Annotated in this window: 22 protein-coding genes; 17 read left to right on the top strand and 5 right to left on the bottom strand. The window is 59.0% G+C overall.

Annotated features, from left to right (window positions below; genetic code table 11):
• The 15 genes from HXW87_RS20765 (at position 1) to HXW87_RS20695 (ending at position 11594) form a co-directional block, all read left to right on the top strand.
• Positions 1-750, top strand: coding sequence for a phage minor tail protein L (locus HXW87_RS20765; protein WP_239777657.1), 750 nt, complete (start codon positions 1-3; stop codon positions 748-750).
• Position 751: 1 nt separating this feature from the next.
• Positions 752-1528, top strand: a complete 777-nt coding sequence (locus HXW87_RS20760) for a C40 family peptidase (RefSeq protein ID WP_239777656.1) — start codon at positions 752-754, stop codon at positions 1526-1528.
• 178 nt (positions 1529-1706) lie between these two features.
• Positions 1707-2027 carry a DUF4258 domain-containing protein gene (locus HXW87_RS20755; RefSeq protein WP_239777655.1) on the top strand — a complete coding sequence of 107 codons (321 nt, stop codon included), beginning with the start codon at positions 1707-1709 and terminating at the stop codon, positions 2025-2027.
• Entirely contained in the window at positions 2027-2458 is a 432-nt protein-coding gene (locus HXW87_RS20750; RefSeq protein WP_239777654.1) for a transcriptional regulator, read from the top strand. The genes HXW87_RS20755 and HXW87_RS20750 overlap by 1 nt, the downstream gene beginning before the upstream one ends.
• Positions 2459-2563: 105 nt before the next feature.
• The gene (locus tag HXW87_RS20745; RefSeq protein WP_239777653.1) at positions 2564-2905 is read left to right on the top strand and encodes a hypothetical protein; all 342 of its coding nucleotides are present in this window, start codon (positions 2564-2566) and stop codon (positions 2903-2905) included.
• Positions 2906-2921: 16 nt separating this feature from the next.
• Entirely contained in the window at positions 2922-3251 is a 330-nt protein-coding gene (locus HXW87_RS20740) for a hypothetical protein (protein ID WP_239777652.1), read from the top strand.
• 2 nt (positions 3252-3253) lie between these two features.
• Positions 3254-3655: a hypothetical protein gene (locus HXW87_RS20735; RefSeq protein WP_239777651.1), complete on the top strand. Its 402-nt coding sequence runs from the start codon at positions 3254-3256 to the stop codon at positions 3653-3655.
• Positions 3656-3705: 50 nt separating this feature from the next.
• Positions 3706-4314: a tail assembly protein gene (locus HXW87_RS20730; protein ID WP_146188999.1), complete on the top strand. Its 609-nt coding sequence runs from the start codon at positions 3706-3708 to the stop codon at positions 4312-4314.
• Positions 4315-4372: 58 nt separating this feature from the next.
• Positions 4373-7936 carry a phage tail protein gene (locus HXW87_RS20725; RefSeq protein WP_239777650.1) on the top strand — a complete coding sequence of 1188 codons (3564 nt, stop codon included), beginning with the start codon at positions 4373-4375 and terminating at the stop codon, positions 7934-7936.
• A 3-nt stretch (positions 7937-7939) separates the two neighbouring features.
• Positions 7940-8296, top strand: a complete 357-nt coding sequence (locus HXW87_RS20720; RefSeq protein WP_182400907.1) for a hypothetical protein — start codon at positions 7940-7942, stop codon at positions 8294-8296.
• Positions 8293-8955, top strand: a complete 663-nt coding sequence (locus HXW87_RS20715) for a hypothetical protein (RefSeq protein WP_239777649.1) — start codon at positions 8293-8295, stop codon at positions 8953-8955. The genes HXW87_RS20720 and HXW87_RS20715 overlap by 4 nt, the downstream gene beginning before the upstream one ends.
• Before the next feature lie 26 nt (positions 8956-8981).
• On the top strand, positions 8982-10163 hold the full coding sequence (locus HXW87_RS20710) for a hypothetical protein (protein ID WP_239777648.1): 1182 nt from the start codon (positions 8982-8984) through the stop codon (positions 10161-10163).
• Complete coding sequence (locus HXW87_RS20705; protein ID WP_239777647.1) at positions 10163-10495, top strand: hypothetical protein; 333 nt, start codon at positions 10163-10165, stop codon at positions 10493-10495. Before HXW87_RS20710 ends, HXW87_RS20705 begins: the two co-directional genes overlap by 1 nt.
• Before the next feature lie 158 nt (positions 10496-10653).
• Complete coding sequence (locus tag HXW87_RS20700; protein ID WP_239777646.1) at positions 10654-11076, top strand: cell wall hydrolase; 423 nt, start codon at positions 10654-10656, stop codon at positions 11074-11076.
• Positions 11076-11594 (top strand): lysis system i-spanin subunit Rz, encoded by a 519-nt coding sequence (locus tag HXW87_RS20695; RefSeq protein ID WP_239777645.1) that lies wholly within the window; start codon positions 11076-11078, stop codon positions 11592-11594. The genes HXW87_RS20700 and HXW87_RS20695 overlap by 1 nt, the downstream gene beginning before the upstream one ends.
• A 6-nt stretch (positions 11595-11600) precedes the next feature.
• Here HXW87_RS20695 and HXW87_RS20690 read toward each other — a convergent pair whose 3' ends face one another.
• The 3 genes from HXW87_RS20690 to HXW87_RS20680 form a co-directional block, all read right to left on the bottom strand.
• Entirely contained in the window at positions 11601-11981 is a 381-nt protein-coding gene (locus tag HXW87_RS20690) for a hypothetical protein (RefSeq protein WP_239777644.1), read from the bottom strand.
• Positions 11982-12378: 397 nt separating this feature from the next.
• Complete coding sequence (locus HXW87_RS20685) at positions 12379-12582, bottom strand: hypothetical protein (protein ID WP_047293802.1); 204 nt, start codon at positions 12580-12582, stop codon at positions 12379-12381.
• A 70-nt stretch (positions 12583-12652) separates the two neighbouring features.
• Positions 12653-12928: a hypothetical protein gene (locus tag HXW87_RS20680; RefSeq protein WP_047293307.1), complete on the bottom strand. Its 276-nt coding sequence runs from the start codon at positions 12926-12928 to the stop codon at positions 12653-12655.
• A gap of 166 nt (positions 12929-13094) precedes the next feature.
• Between HXW87_RS20680 and HXW87_RS20675 the strand changes: the two genes are divergently transcribed.
• The gene (locus tag HXW87_RS20675) at positions 13095-13424 is read left to right on the top strand and encodes a hypothetical protein (protein WP_007961262.1); all 330 of its coding nucleotides are present in this window, start codon (positions 13095-13097) and stop codon (positions 13422-13424) included.
• A 57-nt stretch (positions 13425-13481) separates the two neighbouring features.
• Here the strand turns inward: HXW87_RS20675 and HXW87_RS20670 are convergent, their stop codons facing one another.
• A complete protein-coding gene (locus HXW87_RS20670; RefSeq protein WP_239777643.1) occupies positions 13482-13895 on the bottom strand; it encodes a VOC family protein in 414 nt (137 codons plus the stop codon).
• A gap of 203 nt (positions 13896-14098) precedes the next feature.
• On the opposite strand from HXW87_RS20670, the gene HXW87_RS20665 reads away from it, so the two are divergent.
• Complete coding sequence (locus tag HXW87_RS20665; protein ID WP_239777642.1) at positions 14099-15910, top strand: ABC transporter ATP-binding protein; 1812 nt, start codon at positions 14099-14101, stop codon at positions 15908-15910.
• Here HXW87_RS20665 and HXW87_RS20660 read toward each other — a convergent pair.
• A complete protein-coding gene (locus HXW87_RS20660) occupies positions 15907-16851 on the bottom strand; it encodes an alpha/beta fold hydrolase (RefSeq protein ID WP_121186235.1) in 945 nt (314 codons plus the stop codon). The two genes, HXW87_RS20665 and HXW87_RS20660, sit on opposite strands and share 4 nt — an antisense overlap.
• Between the last annotated feature and the right edge of the window lie 30 nt (positions 16852-16881).

The following is a 16881-nucleotide window of genomic DNA, read 5'->3' as shown; positions in this document are numbered from 1 at the left end:
ATGCCGCTGATCAGTGATATCCAGGTGCTTGAGCCTGGCAGCGAAGTGCTGCTCTTTGAATTGGACGGCACGGACTATGGCGCGGATGTTCTGCGCTTCCATGGGCACGCGATTCCGCACACGGCGGCCGAGCTGATTGCCGCCGGCGACAATGCCGACCAGCTGCCGGCCAAAGCGATTTACTGGCAAGGCAACGAGTACAGCGCCTGGCCGATGCAGATCGACGGCATCGAGGCGAACGGCGACGGCACTGCCGTGCGGCCAACTTTATCGGTGGGCAACATCAATGGGCGGATCACAGCGCTGTGCCTCGCGTTCGAGGATCTGCTCGAGTTCAAGTTGACCATGCGCCACACGCTGGGCACCTACCTGGACGCGGCGAACTTCCCGGCCGGCAATCTGACGGCAGATCCGACCCAGGAGACGATCGAAGTCTGGTACATCGACCAGAAAACGAACGAGGACGGCGAGACGGTCAGTTGGGAGTTGGCCAGCCCGGGCGACGTCGGTTACGAGTCCATCGGCCGACAGGCAACGACGCTGTGCCACTGGTGTCTCACCGGCGGCTACCGAGGGCCGAACTGCGGCTACACCGGCCCTTACGTGACCAAGGACGGTGTCGTCACTGACAACCCTGAATTGGACGAGTGTGACGCCACGCTGGGCAAGGGATGTATCCCACGCTTCGGCGAGGGCAACCCGCTGCCCTTTGGTGGCTTCCCGGCCGTTTCGCTGATCGCACGGAGCTGACATGCGCAAACACATTTTGAACGCGATCCAGGTGCACGCGGCCGCCGAGTACCCTAAGGAGTGCTGTGGCCTGCTGCTGGGCATCGGTCGCAAACAGCAGTACTACCCGTGCCGCAACGTCTCGACCGAGCCGAACGAGGAATTCCGGATCGATCCCGAGGAGTACGCGGCGGCCGAAGACATCGGCGAAGTGATCGGTGTGGTGCACTCGCATCCGGACGCCACCAGCAGGCCGTCACCGCGCGACCTTGCAATGTGTGAAGCGACGGCCATGCCCTGGCACATCCTAAGCTGGCCGGAAGGGGATCTGCGCACTATCGTCCCGACCGGTGAGGTACCGCTACTGAAGCGCCCGTTTGTGCATGGTGCTTGGGACTGCTGGCAGGTTTGTGCCGACTGGTACAAGCGCGAGTGGGGGCTAGAGTTTGAAGCTTTCAAGCGCGCGGATGGCTGGTGGGAGAGCAAGGACAACGCCAGCCTTTACGAGACGAACTACGAGGCCGCCGGCTTCTATCGCGTCGACCAGCCGCAGCGCGGCGACATGATCGTGATGGAAGTAGGACGGACGGTCCACCCGAACCACGCCGGGATTTACCTCGGCGGCGACCCGGCGCTGCCTGGCGAGGATGCAGCAACCTTCGGCCCGGGGCCGTTCCTGCTGCATCACCTGTACGGCAGGCCGTCGGAAGTAATCGTTTTCGGCGGTCCGTGGCTTGATCGTACGAGGTTGGTGCTTCGCCATCGAAACTCATCTCTGAGTACGCGCGACAACTCTTGAATTTTGACTATTCTCAGCAAAGCACTTACCGCCTGTCGCGCAGTCGTCGCCAATGTATCGGCGAAAGCCGCATGCGGCGGGCGCTTTCGTAATGAGCAGCGCAAGCCTTCTCACACAAATATTGACAATGTGTTGTTGCGCACTAGTATTGCGCAACCTATAAATATTATAGGTTTATATGAGCACTATTTCACCGTTGTGGACGCCACGACAGCTTGAGGATCTCGTACACGTTCTTGCGGGAGACTCATCGAAGGTGGTTTTTACTGATCATTTCCTCCAGCGATTGGCGGAGCGGGGCGTGACAGTGGGTGAGGCGCTGAGGTGCTTGCAACGCGGGGCCATTATCCGTGGTCCAACCTATAGCGCAGAACACAAGAGCTTTGAATTCAGAATGTGCGAGCCTCCGCCGAGGGACATCGTCTGCGTTGTTGCGGCGGTGAAGCCGGTTCCTGATCCTGGCGAGGTGTTCGCCGTAACTGTATGGGAGGTGGATTAATGTACGAATATACAGGGAGCGGCCTGGAGGGCATCTACCTGAAAAATGGCTATACGATCGTTGAAAGTTCGTATGGCAAGGGTGTGAGAATCCAGGACGTGGAAGGATTGCATCGCGCGATTGCTGTCGACATCGTGAAACAGAAAAAGCCCATGACGGGCCACCAGTTCCGGTTTCTGCGCAAAGAACAGGATCTGGTACAGGAAGAGGCAGCCGCTCTTTTCCGTGTTGACGTGCAAACGATCGCAAACTGGGAAAAGAAGGGCAGCGAGCCGGTGCCTGGTGCATCCGATATCGCAATGCGGGCGTGGTACTCTGCCTATATCCATGCGAATTTCGGCCCGGTCAAAGTGGATGCTGGTGTGAAACCCGATGAGGGCGGGACGTTTCAGCATTGCAAAGACCAATGGATTGAAGCGCACGCCGCTTGATTCGTGGAGCCATACACAATTTTCTCGAAGCCCGGCCAGTGCCGGGCTTTTTCATTTCTCCCAGCCCCAGTGATATCGTTACTGCTTTCCACAGGAGTGACCTGCATGAAATTGATCATAGGAGCGCTGGCGGTAGCGCTATTGGCGGGTTGCTCTGACAGCGGACCGATAAAAGTCGGACCCGACACCTACACGATTTCGACTCGAGTGCCTTTCGGTGGCCCTGCTTCCGCGAAAGGGCAGGCCCTGAAAGAGGCGAATGTTTTTTGCGCCTCACAGGGGCGTGAAATCCTCCTCGATCACATGCAGGCAAGTGAATGTGCACTGCATGGCGGCTGCGGCGAAGCGGAGATCTATTTCTTCTGTTTGGCAGCCGGTGATCCTCAGTTGAAACGGCAGAAGTACAGTCCTGATCCAACTCAGAAAATTGAGATCGACCAGCGTTGAATTTTGGATTTAGAGAATGTGTAGCCTGTCTCGCTTAAACGAACTATTTTTCGAGAACGATTGCGTAGCTGCGATCAAGCTCGAAATGGTGGATTTCAAGTACAGCCTCAGCCTGACTATGTCTTCCTCGGAAGATCCAGAAACCGAGGGTGTGACGGCTGTTTTTCATGACGTCAGCGCACTGAACCTAAGCGGCTTCGGTGGCGGGCTAACCCAATTCATGGACCTCGTCGTAACTCGCATCGACCGTGGTCTGGATAGAATCCGGTACGAGCTGAGGGATATTGAGAACGAAAAAATCTCATTCTATTTCTTCACCTTCACCATGCGAGACCACAAGGAGTAAATATGCGGATTTTGATAGGGGCGTTGGCGGTCGCGCTGTTGGCGGGGTGTGCTACTTCGCCGGTGCCGGCGGATAAAGCTGATCCGGTTCCGAGTAACCGCCTGTATGCGTTCAGTGCCAAGTCGGAGTCGCAGTTGCTCGTCACGCGTGACAGCGGTCTATATGGATCTGGCTGTAATTACCGGCTGTACATTGATGGAACCCTGGCAGCTGAATTCGCCTCAGGCGAGGTAGCTCGGTTTGGAGTAAAAGCCGGAAAACATATCCTTGGAATTAAGCCGAGCGCCGCATGTGGTGGCTGGGGCTTGGTTGAGCGAGAGGTTGATGTGAAAACCGGTGAGACGGTCAGGCGTCGTATCACGCTTTCGGGCGACAATTTTGATATATCCCCCACGGCAATTTAAATGCATTCCCAGGCCCGCATCAGCGGGCTTTTTTGTACCCGGAGAAGAACATGGCTGACGTTGCAGCTGCTTACAATCCAATGACCACGATCCTTCTATCTGGCTCACTGGCCAAAAAGTTTGGACGAGTACATCGTCGCCAAGTGGACAGCAAGCGGGTATGGGAGGCCTTCAAGGCGCTTAAGGTGACGCTGGATGGCTTCGAAAATGAGATCCGCCGACTTGATCGGCTCGGCATGCGATTCGCCATCTTTCGAAATCGGAAGAACGAAGCGGTGGAGGCTTTTGATCTGGGTGGCACAAGGGAGATCCGAATCGTCCCGGTCGTATCGGGCAGCAAGCGCGCCGGATTGATGCAAACCGTGTTGGGCATCGTGCTGATCGCCGTTGGCTTTTTCGCCTACGGCTCAACAACAGCTCAGGGTGCAGCATTGATCGCTGGTGGTATCGCCTCGACCGCAGGCGGCGTGATCCAAATGCTCAGCCCGCAAGCGAAGGGGCTCTCGCAAAGCGCCTCCCCCGAAAACGCCCCGTCCTACGCCTTCGGGAGCGCCAAGAACACCACAGCCAGCGGCAACCCTGTGCCGATCTGCATCGGTGAGCGCCGGTGGGGCGGGATGATTATCTCGGCTTCGATCCTGGCTGAAGACAAAGTGTAAGCAGGACAGCAACTGACCAACCGCCCGCGAGGCGGTTTTTTTATGCCTGGAGGAAAGCATGGGCGCAGCGCAACAGATCGAGATCCACGGCGAGAAGGGCGGCAGCAGCAAGCCGAAGTCGCCGGTCGAAGCCAGTGACAGCCTGCGCTCGACCAACCTTGCTAAATTGCTGATCGCCGTGGGCGAGGGGGAGTTCGACAGCGTCCCGACCGATTACGATATCTACCTGGACAACACACCGATCCGCGATGCCAGCGGCAACTACAACTTCCCGAACGTGAAGTGGGACTGGCGCCCGGGTTCAGTGGATCAGCCTTACATCCCTGGCATCCCGTCCGTGGAGAACGAGACTTCGCTGAACATTGAGCTGCGCAGCGATTCGCCGTGGGTGCGCTCGATCAGCAATACCCAGTTGTCGGCGGTACGGATGCGCCTCGCTTGGCCGGCGCTGCAACGGTCAGACGATGAAGGCAATGTCGGCGGTTACCGCATCGAGTACGCCATCGACGTGGCCACCGACGGCGGCGCCTATCAGCAGGTTCTGGTGGACGCTGTCGACGGCAAGACCACTACGCGCTACGAGCGCTCGCGCCGTATCGATCTGCCGACCGCAACCACTGGCTGGCAGATCCGCGTGCGCCGCCTGACGCCGAACCAGAACAGCAACAAGGTCGCCGACACCATGCTGGTGGCCGGTTACACCGAAGTGATCGACGCCAAGTTGCGGTACCCAAACACCGCGCTGCTGTACATCGAGTTCGACGCCGAGCAGTTCACCAACATTCCGGCGGTGACCGTGAAGTGCAAGGCCCGGCGCTGGATGGTGCCGAGCAACTACGACCCGATTCTGCGCACCTACACCGGGACGTGGGACGGCTCGATGAAATCGGCCTGGACCAACAATCCGGCGTGGATCACCTACGGCATTTGCACCGAGGAGCGTTTCGGCCTGGGCAAGCGCATCAAACCGTTCATGGTCGACAAGTGGGAGCTGTACCGAATCGCTCAGTATTGCGACCAGTTGGTGCCGAACGGCCTCGGCGGTCAGGAACCGCGGTTCCTCTGCGACATGAACCTGCAGGGCAAGGCTGACGCCTGGTCGCTGCTGCGCGATATCTCGGCGATTTACCGGGGCATGACGTACTGGGCGCAGGGCCAGCTGGTGATGCAGGCCGACATGCCGCGCGCGCAGGATTTCGACTACGTCTTCACCCGGGCCAACGTCATCGACGGCAAATTCTCGTACGGTAGCGCCTCGGCGAAAACCCGGTACACGCGGGCGCTGGTCAGCTACGACAACCCGGCGAACAACTACGACACCGACGTCATTCCGTTCGCTGACCTGGACCTTCAGCGCCGTTATGGCGACCGGCCGACCGAGCTGAGTGCTATTGGCTGCACGCGCGCCTCCGAGGCCCAGCGCCGTGGCAAGTGGGCGATCTTGAGCAACAACCAAGACCGCACCGTATCGTTCAAGACCGGTATGGAGGGCGTTATCCCGCTGCCGGGCCACATCATTCCGGTGGCGGACTCACTGCTGGCCGGGCGGGAGGTCGGCGGGCGGATCTCGTCAGCGGCTGGCCGCGTTGTCACGCTCGATCGCAACACCCAAGCCAAGGCCGGTGATCGATTGATCATCAACCTGCCGGGCGGCCGCGCCGAAGGGCGCACCGTGCAGAGCGTCAACGGCCGCGCGGTAACGGTGACTGTCGCTTACAGCGAGCCACCAGTCGCGCAACTGCAATGGGCGCTCGACGCCGATGATCTGGCGATCCCGCTGTATCGCGTGCTGCGCACTAAGCGCACCACCGAGGGCGACTTCGAAATCAGTGCGCTGCAGTTCGAGCCGAGCAAGTTCGCGCACATCGACACGGGCGCTCGTCTGGAAGAACGGCCGATCAGCGTGATCCCGATCACCGTGGTTCCGGCGCCGGCAAGCGTTTCCCTCACGTCGACGTCGTCGGTGGTGCAGGGTTTGGCCGTGGCCACCATGACCATCAGTTGGCCTGCTGTGGACGGCGCCGTCGGCTATGACGTGGAGTGGCGCAAGGACAGCGGCAACTGGATCAAGCTGCAGCGCACCGGCATGACCAACGTGGATGTGGTCGGCATCTACGCCGGCGCCTATGTGGCCCGGGTCCGCGCGGTGAGTGCTTTCGACATCTCGTCGCAGTGGCGCAACTCGATCCTGACCAACCTGAAGGGTAAGCAGGGGCTGCCGCCGGCGCTCAGCTATTTGACGGCCACGCCGCTGCTGTTCGGCATCTATCTGAAATGGGGCTTCCCTGCTGGCGCTGAGGACAGCCAGCGGACAGAGATCTGGTATGGACCCACGACGCAGCTTGATGCGGCCACGAAGCTGACAGACCTGGCCTATCCGCAGAGTGACTTCTCAATGCTCGGCCTACGCGCTGGTGTGACTTTCTACTTCTGGGGCCGGATCGTCGACAAAATCGGCAACATCGGGCCGTGGTACCCGATCGGAATGGGTGTGCAGGGGCAGTCGAGCGCGGACGCTGCGGCAATTTTGGAGATGATCGCCGGCGAGATCGGCCGCACGGAACTGGGCCAGGATCTACTCGACGAAATCGACAAGATTCCCGGGCTGCAGGCTCAGATCGACGCACTCGACGGGCTGAAGGGTTACAACCCCGACGATACCTACGAAGAGTACGACCTGGTGGTGCAGGGCAAACGCATCTATCAGGCCACCGGCCCGGTACCAGTCAATATGCCGCCGCCGAATCCGCTCTACTGGCTCGACGTGGGTCAAACCGTGGAAACCGCCAACGGACTTGCCCAGCAGGTCGCGACCAATACTGCCGAAATCACCGAACTCGACGGCGTTGTTACGGCACAGGCGACTGCCTTTCAGGCGCTGCGCGCATCTTTTCGTGATGATAATGGTGAGGGCGAACTGGCTGATGCGTTGAAGGGCTGGAGCAGTACCGCATCCATTGCAACCGAAGAACGGGTGAGGGCATCGGAGAACCTGGCCAGCGCACAAAAGCTCACCACTCTTGATTCCAAGGTTGGCGAGAACGAAGCCAGTGTCATTGATCTCCGGAAAACGGTTGCCACTGACAAGGAAGCCACTGCGCAGGCGATTACACAGGTGAACGTGAAGGTCGGCGAGAACACTGCTGCCATTCAGGAAACCTCGACCGCGTACGCGGATACCAGTGGCAAGCTGTCGACGATGTGGTCGGTGAAGATGCAGGTCACACAGGACGGCAAGTATGTCGCGGCGGGTATTGGCCTCGGCATTGAAAACACGGGAGCCGGCCTGCAAAGCCAGTTCCTGGTGAGTGCTGACCGGTTCGCCATCGTCAACACGATTGCCGGTGGCGCAATCTCGGTGCCTTTTGCAGTGCAGGGCGGCCAGGTGTTCATGAACTCGGCGTTTATCGCCGACGGAACGATCACCAACGCCAAGATCGGCAGTTATATCAGCTCAACCAACTACATCGCCGGCCAGCAAGGCTGGATTCTCAATAAAGACGGAACGCTTGAGATCAATGGCATTGTCCCGGGACAGGGGCGACTGGTGATCAATTCACTGAACGTCTCGGTTTATGACGCCAACAACGTGCTGCGCGTTCGTCTCGGCTATTTGGGGTGATCAATGGCTCTATTTGGCCTTCGTGTGTTTGACGAGAGCGGTCAGCTCGCCATGGACACCAACAGCTTCACCTATCAGGTGCTGTGGCAGGGCGTGATTGATTTCAGCGGTACCACCCCCAGCTACACGCTGAACATTCCCGGTTTCAACCCTGCCAATTGCGTGTTCATGATCATCCCGACGAGGGCGCAGGATGTGCAGTCATCTGAAACAGATGGGTCAGGCAACGCAAAGTCCTATCCATACGTCACGACGGCGGTGGGGCAAGTAGTGGTACGGCCCAAAAACCCTTCAGCCGGCGCTTCAACAATTCAGACGAGGATCGTCGCCAAAGGCTACGCAATCAGGTACGGGACATGAGTTACGGCTTTCAGAGCATGAATGACAACTCGTTTGTTCAAATTGATTCGGAGGCACCAAGGCTTTGTCTTCTCACCAAAGGCACCTATTCCGGCGTTGCAACCGCATCAGGAACGTTTGCTAGGGCGGTGACCAGCCAAGACCCGCCAATGGTGTTCATTCGTCCCGATCAGGGCGGCGCGATTCAGGTTCCCATTTCGGTATGGTTCACGGGAGGGCCAGGAAACTGGACGGGTTTTGCCATGAACGCCTCTCGGGTGAATGAAACCCTCAGCGGGCAGTACTTCGTGGCGGCTTGGGCTTCGATGGGCACCGCTGCGTACGGGATGCGGCTGTGGGATGGCGCTGGCGCGCTCGTTTACGACAGTGGCGCTCCGGCGGTGGTTGTGACATTCGCCGCCGGCAACTGGACCTATCTCGGAACCGAGCAGCTCAGTGTGGGGCGCCGGTATTTATGGGGTATCAACAAGAGCCTCGGGGTAGGTGAGTACGTATCCCTCAATCCTTTCACGATGAACTGCCACAACGACGGTACCGGTGGCGGCTGCGCTCTTGGAGTCGATTACGCTGGCGGCCGCATCATGATGTACAGCCTCGCCTTTACAGCCTGGACCGATCAGGGCCATCGCCCATTTCTCTGCGCCAAATTGCTGGCCTGAGCCTCAACTTCTTCTGGAGAAATTCAATGCCCTGGTACAAAGCCGGGACGGTTTCTGTCGTCCAAAACTCCAACGTCGTGACCGGTACCAATACGGCGTTCTTTTCTAACGGCCGGGTCGGTGACGCCTTCCGCGGGCCTGATGGCGGTTGGTACGAAGTCATCAACATCCCGAGCGAGACCTCGCTCGCTATCTCGCCAAACTATCTGGGGGCAACCAATTCATCCGGCGCTTATGCTTTGGCTCCGATGCAGGGCTATGTCAAAGACTCGGCAGATGCACTGCGGGCGCTGGTCAATCAATTCGGCGGGGTGATGGCTGTACTGGGAGAAATTCCTACGCAGGCTGGCGTGCGCAACTCGCTGAATCTGACCAATACCGACGGACTGCCAGAGGGGCCGACCAACAAATACATGACCGCTGCAGGTGTTCGCGGAACAACGCTGACCGGACTTGATTTGACAGTGAGGACACCGGTTGTCGCGACCGACAGCGTGCTGGCGGCCCTCGGTAAATTGCAGGCCTCCAAAGAAGATACGTCGAGCCTCACCGCGTTGATCGCTGGATTGATTCCCTCAAGGCCGGCCCCGACCTCTCTCACCTTCTCCAGCGGTACCGCCTACATCCCGGGCCTCGGCCGACGAGTTACGGTTTCCGCAGATATCACCCTGAGCGGATTGGCACTTCCTGCATCGGTTTGGTATTACGCGTATCTGTATGAGAACTCTGGCGCTGCTGCTATTGAACTGGTCACGACCGCTCCGGCGGCGCCGTATATGGGCTCCGCCAGAACGAAAGCGGGAGATACAACCCGCCGCTTCATCGGGGCTTTTCGTTCGAGCACCAATGGCGGGGTTCTTGGATTTACTGCTGGCAACGACGGGATGATCAACTATCGAGACAACCTGATCGCAGCGCCGTACCGGGTTCTTTCCAATGGAGCGGCAACTGCTCCAACCATAGTTGTTACCTCGGCCATCGTTCCAATCAACGTTACAAAAAGCGTCCGCTTGAGCATGAACAACAACGGCACCCCCGTGGCGAACCTCGCGCCCGGAAACTTCAACGTAACCATGGTTGGGGCGGAGCCGGGTGGGAAAGTGTCCTGTGACACAACCCTGGACGACTCGGGGAACCTCTGGTACTTCAACTCTGGTACCGGCGGATCGCTTTCAATCGATATTACCGGCTATGGGATGGACAGATGATGCCTTACGCAATCACAAGCTACGGCTGGCGCGCGGTCGGAGAGGGGTTTACTGATGCCGACTTGGCTGAAGGTGAAAGCCTTGTCGAGGAAATTCCCCAGTCGTTGATAGACGCAATTGCCGCTCAAGATCTGCTGCGCGAAACGACGGCCGATCTCAATGCGCGGACACGCCTTGCGACTGCCCAGGTCACTGCCTGCAGGGTCGAGTCGATGCAATCAACGACGCCATTGACGGCGATTACGCTTTGCCGGAGGAGGTTGAAGAGAAGCCCCATCGAGTGGCAATGCTGGCCGAGTGGAAAAAGTACCGGGTGTTTCTCGGCCGCGTGACCGGTCAACCGATCTGGCCGACGGCGCCGACTTGGCCAGAACAACCGGCGCTCTATAACGATGAAACAACGGTCGCACGCGCTTAGACCGAACTGTTTTAGGGAGTCACCCCGAGGAACCCGCCATTGAGCGGGTATTTTTTTGCCTGGAGAAAACTGATGCCTGTAATCGAGAAAGACCGCGACATCCTCGCCCGCACGCTGTGGGGCGAAGCCCGCGGCGAGGGAACCGCCGGCCAGATCGCCGTGGCGTGGACGATCCGCAACCGCGTGTTCGACGGCAAGACCAATTCGTGGTGGGGCGAGGGCTACGCCGGCGTCTGCCAGAAGCCGTACCAGTTCAGTTGCTGGAACAAAACCGACCCGAACTATCAGTTCCTGATAGGCGTGAAGGAAATCCCGTTCCGCGAGCTGGCGCAATGCCGGATCGCTGCTGACCAGGTGATCGACGGCAAGGCGCCGGATCCTACCGGCGGCGCCACGCATTACTACGCCACCAGCATCAAGGCGCCGGCCTGGGCAGCGAAGGCCAAACAAACGCTCAAGTTGGGCGGACACGTATTCTTCAAGGATGTGCCGTGATGGTTGTTCCGTGGAAGGCGGTGGGCCTGCTGGCACTTGTGCTGATCGGCGCCGGCAGCGCCTGGCAGTTTCAGGACTGGCGCTATGGCAAGCAGTTGGCCGAGCAGGACAAGCAGCACGCCGAAACCCTCAATCAACTGACCCAGGCCGCGGCTACTGCACAGCAGGCTGAGCAGGGCAAACGTCTGGCGCTCGAGCAGCGGCTGGCGGACAGCGAGCAAACCCACTTCAGGAAAATGACCGATGCTCAAAAGAACCAAGATCGCCTGCGCGATCGCCTTGCCACTTCTGATCTGCGGTTGTCAGTCCTCATCGACGCAACCGACACTGCCAAAGGTTGTGGGGTGCCAGCCACCGCCAGCGCCGGCGGCGTGGATCATGCAGCCGTACGAGCCCGACTTGACCCAGCGCATGCTCAACGAATTATCGCCATCACCGACACCGGCGACCGGGGATTGATAGCGCTGCAGGCGTGTCAGGCCTACATTCGGACGTTGACCCCGCAACGTGTCGAATAAAGGCTCTCAGTCCAGCGGTATTGGATCAGGGGATTTTGGGAACACGCTCTTGCCCTGCAAGGCCAAGACCTCTGCGTTCAGTTCGCTGATGTGCCTGTTCTTCGCCATCAGCTCCCAGTTACTGCGAGTCTCGATGTCGCTGGCGCGACTGTTCGATTCCGCAGCTTCAGCCTTGGCTGTGGTCAGTTGTGACCGAAGGGTGTCGCACTCCTTGCTGATCTCGGTGTGCATCTCGACCAGCTTGAATATCCGTTCCCTGGCTTGGCGCAGTTGCAGGTTCAGTTCCTCGAACTCATTTTCGTAGAGGGCGAGCTGATGACGACAGGTTTCGAGCGGCGTCGGGCAGCCGAGCCAGTCGTCGGTGTTTTCGATATCGGAGGGATCCACGGAAGGCGCCTTGCTTTGTACTGTTTGGATATACAGTAATTGAGGTGTGACGAGTGGGCGAGGGTGAGGCGACGAGCTGTAGGATTTTGGATTGGTGTTCGGTCGGCAGGACGCCGGGGATGGATGCGCAAAACCTCCTCTGGAGGCCGCATGTTTTCGTTTGCATAAGCACAAGAAAACGGATGTTTTGCAACCGCAAAAGCAGCCTGTATTCCTTTTAAATCAACAGTATGCGATTCTTCAGGCCCCAGCATGGGGTGCTAGGGGTCGAGTGTTCGAATCACTCCGTCCCGACCATATATTTCAATGACTTAGGCCAATGTTAATGACATTGGCCTTTTTCATGCGCGTGAGTTTTGCGGGACGACTATGCTGTGCCCAGCCAAAAAGCCACGCCTCAATGCAGAACCCTACGGCTCTCACCAATCCTGATCCGGTCCAGCGCCCGGTTCAATGCATCCAGTGCATCCAGAAGTGCCTTTGCTTCTGACTCTCGGCCATCGCCCCATAAACGTTCCGCCATTTTGTTCAGGGCCTGGATCGAGCGTTCGATGTCAGCGGCGGTCGCGGGTGCCTGGGTTTGCGCTTCTTTGCTGGGCATACTTTCATTCATCTGCAGGGGATTGGCGATGCCCAGCATGATCGGCGTTCGCTGTCGGTCAATCCAGTGGTTACTGCTTTGTCTTGCTCTGAATATCTTCCGAGTCGCTGGAGGTTGCCGCGTCTTTCTCGGTTTCTTTCGATTCTGCGCCCGAGTTCGAGCCTGAGGCTTCTTCACCTTTCTTGTTGGCTTTTTCTTCGTTTGATTCAGATGTGTTGCTGGATTGATTGACGCCTGGGATGGCCGTGGGCGGTGCGGCTGATCCTGCTTTCTCGGTTGCCAGTGTCAAGGCAGAGCCAGCCAGCATCAGGCTTGCAAGCATCAGGGTTGCAATCTTGTTGTCCATTTTTCCGGCCTTGTTGGGGGGTGTACCGCATTGGAGGCACCAGGCTCGCCAAGGTGCTGCTCATTGGACGAACGGCTGGCTTTGCGCGCCATGCGGCAATTTGCTGGCCCCCAGGTCTGAGCTTCCTCGGCAAAATCGCCTTTTTTCAAAAGGTTAGGTTGGCTATATGCGGACGATTGTCATAACCGTTGCAACGCTTTCCCTGGCTGCCTTTGCTTCGGCCATTGAAGCGAGGGAGTTGAGCAAGAGTCATCGGTTTGCCTGTACCTGGGGCTCGGACATCGCCGCCGGGGCGCAGCAGTCGAAGCTGTCGGGGATCTCGTTGTATGGCGCACGCAAGCAGTTGCAGGTGCGCAAGTTCCAGCAACCGTGGATGCGCATGACGGCGATGGGCATTACCGAGCAGACCTACAACAGCACCTCGAAGCTCAAGCCGGCGGCAGTCAAGCAGACTTATTACGAACAATGTGTGCGGCATGAACTGGCCCAGCGATAAACCCAAAAGCCCAACCTGAAACGGTTGGGCTTTTTCATGCCTGACGAAACGTCGGCGTCACTTGTCGCTCTCGCAATTGACCATCCAGGAGACTCCAAAGCGATCGACCAGCATGCCGAACCGGGCGGCCCAGAACGTCGCCTCCAGCGGCATGTCGACACGACCGTCCTTGGCCAGCGCATTAAACACTCGCTCGGCTTCGGCAATGCTGTCGACGTTGAGGGAGATCGAGCAACCGCTCATGCCGCCGGTTGGCCGGTCGGCCGTGGTGTCGGAGGCCATGATCATCTGATCGCCGACTTTCAGGCAGGTATGGATGACCAGGTTGTGGTGCTCTTTCGGTACGTGTTCGGCAGCGGGTGTTTCGCCGAAAGTCATCATCGCTTCGAGTTTGCCCTGCAAGGCTTGTTCGTAAAAAGTGAAGGCTTCGCGGCAGTTGCCGTTGAAGATCAGATAGGGATTGATTCGCATGGTTGCGCTCCTGGCAGTAGGCGCGGAGAGCGGCGATTTTCGCCAGGTTCCGCGAAAGGCGGTTAAAAACATAGCAGAGCATTGGACGTCGCAACGGCCGGAGTTTTTCCAGATGTTTTTCTTCTGAAAACACCGGGTTTCAGCACGGATAAACCCTGCGGAGTACCATGACACCCTGTACGACCTGTCGAGCTTGATCTGCCATGCCTTTGATTTCCCGCTTCAACGCCCTGTTCGATCAGGCCCGGCGCGCCTTGCTATTGGTTTGGGCGACATCACGCGGATTGTTTCTGGGGCTGGTGCTGGCGACCCTGATTGCCGGCGTGCTGCCGGCGCTGGCCGCGTGGCTGGGGCAGCGTATTGTCGATGCGGTGGTGATGGCGATGCAGTTGCACGCGCAGCAGGGCGATGCCCCGCTGTGGCCGGTGTTGCGTTATGTCCTGTTGGAAGCGGGGGTATTGGCGCTGTTGTCCGGCACACAGCGGGCATTGTCGGTCCAGCAGTCGCTGCTGCGGGTGCAGTTGGGGCAGAAGGTCAACACGCTGATTCTGGAAAAGGCCCAGACCCTGTCGCTGGTGCAGTTCGAGAACTCCGAATTCTACGACAAGCTGGTGCGCGTACGCCGCGAAGCCTCGACACGACCGCTGGCGTTAGTGATGAAGTCGCTGGGGCTGATCCAGAACCTGATCATGCTGATCAGCTTTGGTGTGCTGCTGGTGCACTTTTCGCCGTGGGCACTGCTGTTGCTGGTGATCGGCGCGTTGCCGGTGTTCTTTGCCGAGGCACATTTTTCCGGCGATGCTTTCCGCTTGTTTACCCGCCGGGCCCCGGAAAGTCGGCAGCAAAATTACATCGAAACCTTGCTGTCCCACGAGGCCTATATCAAAGAGGTCAAGTTGTTCGGCTTTGCACCGTTGCTGCTACAGCGTTATCGGGACACGTTCGCCAAGCTCTATGCCGAGGATCGGCGCCTGACCTTGCGTCGCGATGGCTGGGGTTTTGGTCTCGGCTTGCTCGGCACCGGGGCGTTCTACCTGGCCTATGCGTGGGTAGTGATCGATGCCGTGCACGGCAATATCAGTCTCGGCCAAATGACCATGTACCTGGTGTTATTCAAGCAGGGGCAAAGCGCGGTCAGTAGCAGTCTGAGCGCAATCAGCGGCTTGTATGAAGACGGTTTGTACCTGTCGAACCTTTACGAATACCTGGCTGAACCGGTGCTGGCCGATTCCGGTCATCTCACCGTCGGCGCGCACCCGGGCGATGGCCTGCGCTTTGAAAACGTCGGTTTTCGCTATCCAGGCGCCATTCGCGCGGCACTGGAAGGCATTGACCTGCACCTGGTGCCGGGCAGGAGCGTGGCGCTGGTGGGGGAGAACGGTTCAGGCAAGACCACCCTGATCAAACTGCTGACCCGCCTGTATCGGCCGGATCAAGGGCGCATCCTGCTTGATGGCAGTGACTTGCAGGATTGGGAAGAAACCACTTTGCGCCGGCGCATCGGCGTGATTTTCCAGGACTACATCCGCTACCAGTTCACCGTGGGTGAAAACATTGGCGTTGGCGATACCCAGGCGTTCAATGAAGAATCACGCTGGAAGGCTGCGGCTACCGAAGGCATGGCCGCGCCGTTCATTGAAGGGCTCGACCGCGGCTACGCCACACAGTTGGGTCGCTGGTTTGCTGGCGGTCAGGAGTTGTCGGGTGGGCAATGGCAGAAGATTGCCTTGTCCCGGGCCTACATGCGCCGCGATGCCGATATCCTGATTCTCGACGAGCCGACCTCGGCCCTGGATCCGGCAGCGGAAGCGGCAGTGTTCGAGCATTTCAGCCAGCACAGCGAAGGTCGCATGACCCTGCTGATTTCCCATCGCTTTTCCAGTGTGCGCAACGCCGATCAGATCATTGTGCTGGAGGCCGGACGGATACTGGAGCAGGGCGGTCACGACAGCCTGATTGCCGCCAATGGACGCTACGCCAAATTGTTCGATCTGCAGGCTCGCGGCTATCGTTAGGAGTCCTGTGCGTTGCGGGCCATTGCCGGGCCGGCCACGCGCGGCGCGGGTTTTGATTGCATCAGCGCATCGATCGCCTTGCGATAATTCTGTCCGCCCAGTGCCATGCTGTTGTTGTGGGTCGCGCCTGGCACCAGCAGCAGTCGTTTCGGTTGTCGGGCGGCGTTGAACAGTTGCTCGCTGAAGCGTGGCGGCACGAACGCGTCGGCCATGCCGTGCACTACCAACAGCGGCATGTGAATCTCGGCGATCTTGTCGATGGAGTCGAATTTCTGCGACAGCAGCCAGCGCACCGGTAGCGAGGTGTTGGCCACGGCGGCGGCCACATCGGCGAGGGAGGTGAAGGTCGACTCGATCACCAGACCCTTGACCGGTAGCGGTGCATGGTCCCGCGCGGCGTCCTGGCCGAGCTCTGCCGCCAGATCAATGGCCACGGCACCACCTAGCGAGTGACCGTAGATCAGGCGCTTGCTCGGGTCGGGCTGCAGCAGTTTGAAGCGCTCCCACGCCACACGGGCGTCTTCGTACACGCTGCTTTCCGAAGGCAGATCGCCCTTGCTCTGACCGAAACCGCGGTAGTCGATGGCCAGTACCGAGTAGCCGGCCGCGCGCAATTGTTCGATGCGGAACAGCTGCCCGGTGAGGTTCCAGCGCACGCCATGCAGATAGAGAATGGCCGGTGCATTGGCTTTTTCCGCGGGCCACCACCAGGCATGAATATTCTCCCCGGCCTTGAAGCTCTTGGGCTGCAGGTCGAGTTCCTGCACGCTGCCCGGCAAGCCGCGATACCAGCCGGCCGTGCCCGGTTCGATGCGAAACAGCAGCTTGCGCTCGGTGTGTTCGAGCACCGCACAACTCGTCGGTACGCCAATGATCAGCGCAGCCATGCAGGCGAACGCCAGACGGCGACGACGCAAACGCGTCATGAAGGACAGGAACATTAAACGATTCACCACGGCGCAGACAAAGAA

This window comes from Pseudomonas sp. Y5-11, assembly GCF_022368695.1.
Taxonomy (GTDB): domain Bacteria; phylum Pseudomonadota; class Gammaproteobacteria; order Pseudomonadales; family Pseudomonadaceae; genus Aquipseudomonas; species Aquipseudomonas parakoreensis.
This window is presented reverse-complemented; position numbering and strand designations above follow the sequence as displayed.